At 68.8% G+C, this 5101-nt stretch carries 6 protein-coding genes; 4 read left to right on the top strand and 2 right to left on the bottom strand.

Annotation, left to right across the window (positions count from 1 at the left end):
* The 3 genes from WBP48_RS07105 to WBP48_RS07115 all read left to right on the top strand — a co-directional run.
* A partial coding sequence (locus WBP48_RS07105) for an AAA family ATPase (RefSeq protein WP_424438170.1) occupies window positions 1-1035 on the top strand: 1035 nt, incomplete at its 5' end.
* A gap of 74 nt (window positions 1036-1109) precedes the next feature.
* A complete protein-coding gene (gene ftsY, locus WBP48_RS07110) occupies window positions 1110-1982 on the top strand; it encodes a signal recognition particle-docking protein FtsY (protein ID WP_424438173.1) in 873 nt (290 codons plus the stop codon).
* Window positions 1983-2043: 61 nt separating this feature from the next.
* Window positions 2044-2544, top strand: a complete 501-nt coding sequence (locus WBP48_RS07115; RefSeq protein WP_424438176.1) for a DUF2004 domain-containing protein — start codon at window positions 2044-2046, stop codon at window positions 2542-2544.
* Between the two features lie 187 nt (window positions 2545-2731).
* Here the strand turns inward: WBP48_RS07115 and lipA are convergent, their stop codons facing one another.
* Complete coding sequence (gene lipA, locus WBP48_RS07120) at window positions 2732-3775, bottom strand: lipoyl synthase (protein ID WP_424438179.1); 1044 nt, start codon at window positions 3773-3775, stop codon at window positions 2732-2734.
* Window positions 3772-4413: a lipoyl(octanoyl) transferase LipB gene (lipB, locus tag WBP48_RS07125; protein WP_424438182.1), complete on the bottom strand. Its 642-nt coding sequence runs from the start codon at window positions 4411-4413 to the stop codon at window positions 3772-3774. Before lipB ends, lipA begins: the two co-directional genes overlap by 4 nt.
* A 176-nt stretch (window positions 4414-4589) precedes the next feature.
* On the opposite strand from lipB, the gene WBP48_RS07130 reads away from it, so the two are divergent.
* The coding region (locus tag WBP48_RS07130) for a TetR/AcrR family transcriptional regulator (RefSeq protein ID WP_424438185.1) at window positions 4590-5101 on the top strand (512 nt) is incomplete at its 3' end.

Genomic DNA, 5101 nt, shown 5'->3' on the forward strand with positions numbered 1-5101 from the left:
GTCATCCGCCGAGCGCAGCGGGAGCGCGCCGCCGAGGTCGCCGAGTCGCTGCCGCCGGTGCTCGACTCGGTGGACCGGTCGGTCACCCAGGCACGCGTCGAGCTGCAACTCGCGGAGCGCGCGCGCACCGCTCTCACGAGCGAACTCGCCGCCCTACGTGCGGAGGAGATCGGGGTGCGGGAGCGCCTCAGCAGCGTGACCGAGAGCGTGCACGGGCTCGAGCTGCAGATGCACGAGAAGCGCCTCCACGTGAGCAGCCTGCTGGAGCGGGTGGCATCGGAGCTCAGCCTGAACGAGAATATTCTCGTTGTGGAATATGGACCCGACCAGCCGATTCCCGCGGCGGATGGTGAGAGAGAGCCTGCCGCGTTCGATCGCGCTGAGCAGCGTCGCCGGTTGCAGGATGCCGAGCGCAAAATCGCCCAGCTCGGGCGCGTCAACCCGCTCGCCCTCGAGGAGTATGCCGCGTTGGAACAGCGGCATGCGTTCCTCACTGAGCAGCTCGCCGACCTCGTGCAGACCCGCACCGACCTGCAGACGATCATCGCCGACCTCGATGAGCGCATGCAGGTGACCTTCCTCGCGGCGTTCGAGGACACCCGGGTAGCGTTCGGCGAGGTGTTCCCGATCCTGTTCCCCGGAGGCTCCGGCAGCATCTCGCTGACCGACCCCGACCACCTGCTGACGACGGGTATCGAGGTCGCAGTTCGGCCGGTCGGCAAGAAGATCGAACGGCTGTCACTCCTCTCCGGCGGCGAGCGATCACTCGCGGCAGTGGCGCTGCTGACCGCCATCTTCAAGGCACGTCCCAGCCCCTTCTACATTCTCGACGAGGTGGAGGCGGCGCTCGACGACGCCAACCTCGGCCGACTCCTCGGCGTGTTCGAGCAGCTCCGGGCGTCGAGCCAGCTCATCGTGATCACGCACCAGAAGCGCACGATGGAGATCGCCGACGCGCTCTACGGCGTCTCGATGCGTCAGGACGGCGTCTCGGCCGTCGTCGGCCAGCGCGTGCGCGAGCGCGAAGCCGTCTGAGGGCACCCGGGCCGGCATCCTGCGCCCCGGGGCCAAGGGGCGAGACCCAAGGGGCGAGACCATAGGCTGGAGGCATGGCGGAGAACTCTTGGTCGCTCGGTCGCGCACTGCGCGGCATGTTCGTCAAACCCACGATCGACGAGAACACGTGGGACGATCTCGAGACCGCGCTCCTCACGGCCGACTTCGGCCCGGACATCACCGAACGGATCATCGACGAACTGCGCGAGAAGGTCGAGCGGTTCCGCACGACCGACCCCCGTGATCTGCAACGGATGTTGAAGGAGACCCTCGAAGAGCGCTTCGCCCGGTTCGATACGACGCTACGGCTCACCGAACGCCCAGCGGTCGTGCTCGTCGTCGGGGTCAACGGCGTCGGCAAGACCACGACGATCGGGAAGTTCGCGAAGTTCCTGCAGCGCTACGGGCGCTCGGTCGTCGTCGGCGCGGCAGACACGTTCCGCGCCGCGGCGGTCGACCAGCTCGCGACGTGGGCAGAGCGCGGGGGAGCGACGATCGTGCGCCCGCAGCAGGAGGGCCAGGACCCGGCATCCGTCGCCTACCAGACCATCGACTACGCGAAACAGCACGGCACCGAGATCGTCCTCGTCGACACCGCCGGGCGACTGCACACCAAGGGCGGGCTCATGGACGAGCTCACCAAGATCCGGCGCGTGATCGAGAAGCAGGCGCCCATCAGCGAGGTGTTGCTCGTGCTCGACGCGACGACCGGCCAGAACGGCGTCATGCAGGCCGAGGCGTTCCTGGAGCACGCGGGCGTTACCGGCCTCGTGCTGACGAAACTCGACGGATCCGCGAAGGGCGGGTTCGTGCTCGCGGTGCAGGAGCGCACCGGCATCCCGGTCAAGCTCCTCGGGCAAGGCGAGAGCATCGGGGACCTCACCGGCTTCACGCCGCACGTGTTTGCGGCGGCGCTCGTGGAGTGAGGCGTCGGACTCGCCCGCGGGTCAGGTGGACGCAGACCGGCGACGGTGGTTGCATAGGGCCATGGCGATCGAGCACGACTATTTCGGACTCCTCGAGTCCGGGCCCGACGGGTCGATCTTCTGGTCCGAGGTCGTGGACTTTGCGGATCAGCGGGTGACCGTCGACCTCACGGCGCCCGATCAGGACGACGTCTCGCAGGCGGGGCTCGACGTCGCAGCGGCGATGATCTCGTCGCTGGAGCAGATCGACCTCGCCTCACGCAACGCGATGGTCGCCGAACTCGATGACCGCACGAGCGAGGTCACCGAGTATCTGTTGCAGCAGCAGGAGAGTCTGGGCGACGCGATTGAGGACGTGCTCGTCGACGTCTCAGGCGACCTGCACATCGACATCATCAGGGCGCTGCAGTTGGTGAGCATGACGATCCTCGCCGACGAGCACGGCGGCGACGACCCCTTTGCCGTCCTGGAGTACGCGCTCGACCCCGATGCCACCGACGAAGTCCTGCTCGTCAACCTCACGAGCGACGGCGACGTGCAGTCCGTGACCAGCGCGGATTGAGTCCCGCACAGCTGCCTCTCGCGCAGCACGCGCGCGCTTCCCGTGCCCGCAGTTCTCGCCGAGCCGCTATCTTCCGCCCGAGCCGCTACGTTTCGACGGCCCGAATCATAGCGGGTCGGGCGGAACGTAGCGGCTCGCGGGCGGGAGAGCGGGTGGTGTGGGTGGTGCGGGCGGGCGGATGCCGGGGTCAGACCGCCTGGGCGAAGGTGCGCTCGCCGGCGGCGATAGCGTCGGCGAGGTGAGTGAGGTGCTCGGGGATGTCGCGGCCCTTCGACACCATGGACTGCGCCCATAGGCGGCCGGCACGGTAGGAGGACCGCACGAGCGGACCCGCGAGCACCCCGAGGAAGCCGATGCGCTCGGCCTCGGCCTTGAACTCGACGAACTCCGCAGGCTTGACCCAGCGGGCAACCGGCAGGTGGCGCGGCGTCGGCCGCAGGTACTGCGTGATCGTCACGATGTCCGTTCCCGCGTCATGCAGGTCTTGCAGCGCCTGCACGACCTCCTCGGGCTCTTCTCCCATGCCGAGGATGAGGTTCGACTTGGTGATGAGGCCGGCATCCCTCGCCTGCGTCAACACGTTCAGCGAACGCTCGTACCGGAACGCGGGGCGGATGCGCTTGAAGATGCGCGGGACCGTCTCGACGTTGTGGGCGAAGACTTCCGGCCGGGCGTCGAACACCTCGTTCAGCAGCGCGGGCTCACCGTTGAAATCCGTCGCGAGCAATTCGACGCCGGTGCCGGCGTTGACGGCGTGGATCTGCCGGATGGTCTCGGCGTTGAGCCACGCCCCGCCGTCGGGCAGATCGTCGCGGGCGACGCACGTGACCGTCGCGTAGCGCAGCTGCATGCGCCGCACGCTGTCGGCGACACGGCGGGGCTCGTCGGTGTCGTAGTCGGCGGGCTTTCCCGTGTCGATCTGGCAGAAATCACACCGCCGCGTGCACTGCGAGCCGCCGATGAGGAAGGTCGCCTCGCGGTCCTCCCAGCACTCGAAGATGTTCGGGCAGCCGGCCTCCTGGCATACCGTGTGCAGACCCTCGTCCTTCACGAGCGACTGCAGTGCCTGGTACTCCGGCCCCATCCGAGCCCTGGTCTTGATCCACTCCGGCTTGCGCTCGATCGGGGTCTGCGCGTTGCGGATCTCCAGCCGCAGCAGCTTGCGTCCATCGGGACCCGTCGCCGGGGCGGATGCCGGGTCGTGGGCCGCGGGCGTGCCGCACCCACTCATGCGGCCACCTCCGCGGCGAAGGCGGCGGCGAAGGCGGCCTGGACCGTGGGCAGGACGTCGGCGGGAGACACATCGCGACCGAGGACTTCGCTGATGGTCGTGACGCCGGCATCCGAGATGCCGCACGGCACGATCTGCGAGAACGGCAGCAGCGAGTTGTCGCAGTTGAGGGCGAAGCCGTGCATCGTGACGCCGCGTTGGACGCGCACACCGATCGCGGCGATCTTGTCCTCCGAGAGGGGGCGACGGACCCAGACGCCGCTGCGGCCCTCGACGCGATACCCGTCGACACCGAGGCGAGCGAGCGCATCGATGAGGATGCTCTCCAGCAGCCGCACGTGTGCGACGACGTCGACCGGCTCGCGCAGCCGGACGATCGGGTAGCCGACGAGCTGGCCCGGGCCGTGCCAGGTGATCTTGCCGCCGCGGTCGACGTCGACCACGGGAGTGCCATCCGTCGGCCGTTCGTGCCGTGCTGTGCGCACGCCGGCGGTGAACACGGCCTCGTGTTCGAGCAGCAGCAGGGTATCGGGCCTTTCACCCGTGGCGACCTCCGCGAGGATGCGGCGCTGCAGCTCCCACGCCTCGACGTATGGCACGAAGTCGGGAGCGAGTCCCAGCGTCTGGATGTCGAGCATCGTGCTCCTTCCGGAGAGTTTATGAACTGCGTCCAACAATAGCGGTCGGTAGCGGGTCGCCGCGCGGCGAGTGGCGGTTGTGTCGCGAAAGCAGGCTGAAAGCGCACTTCGGATGGCTGGGCGCCGCGAGGGATGCGATCCAGCCTGCTCTTGCGACGACGGGCTACGCTGACCGGATGAGCAGCAGCGGCCGGCCGAAGGCGAGCTCGCGCGAAACGATTGCGGAGGCCGCGTGCGAGCTGTTCCTGGAGCACGGGTACGAGCAGACCGCCGTCGCCGACATCGCGCGCCGGGCGGGAGTGAGCCGGTCGAGCTTCTTCAACTACTTCGACTCGAAGGCCGACGTGCTGTGGGGCGGGTTCGACACGCGCCTGGATGCCGCGATTGCGGCCCTTCGCCGCGGGGCGAGCGTTCCGGAGACTCTGCGGGCGCTCGTGGACGGATTCGCTCCGGATAGTCTCGCCCTCGCGATCACGAACGCCGAGGCGATGGGCGTCACAGACGACCTCGACGCGGAACGGTCGCTCCGCTGCGGGCGGCTGGCGCGTGCCGTCTCGGATCGACTGGTCGCAGACGGTGCGTCACGGCTGGTGGCCGACGTGCACGCCGCCGCGGCGGCGGGTGCTGTGCTCGCCTCGATCTGGGCGTGGTCGTCGCGGCGGGCCTGGGCACTCGACGGTCCCCGCCG

It is taken from the genome of Microbacterium sp. (genome assembly GCF_049661145.1).
GTDB lineage: Bacteria > Actinomycetota > Actinomycetes > Actinomycetales > Microbacteriaceae > Microbacterium.

What these genes read in the sequence shown, in the direction of transcription:
- ftsY (WP_424438173.1), top strand. Translation starts at nt 1,110, where the DNA reads ATGGCGGAGAACTCTTGGTCGCTCGGTCGCGCACTGCGCGGCATGTTC.
- WBP48_RS07115 (WP_424438176.1), top strand. Translation starts at nt 2,044, where the DNA reads ATGGCGATCGAGCACGACTATTTCGGACTCCTCGAGTCCGGGCCCGAC.
- lipA (WP_424438179.1), bottom strand. Translation starts at nt 3,775, where the DNA reads ATGAGTGGGTGCGGCACGCCCGCGGCCCACGACCCGGCATCCGCCCCG.
- lipB (WP_424438182.1), bottom strand. Translation starts at nt 4,413, where the DNA reads ATGCTCGACATCCAGACGCTGGGACTCGCTCCCGACTTCGTGCCATAC.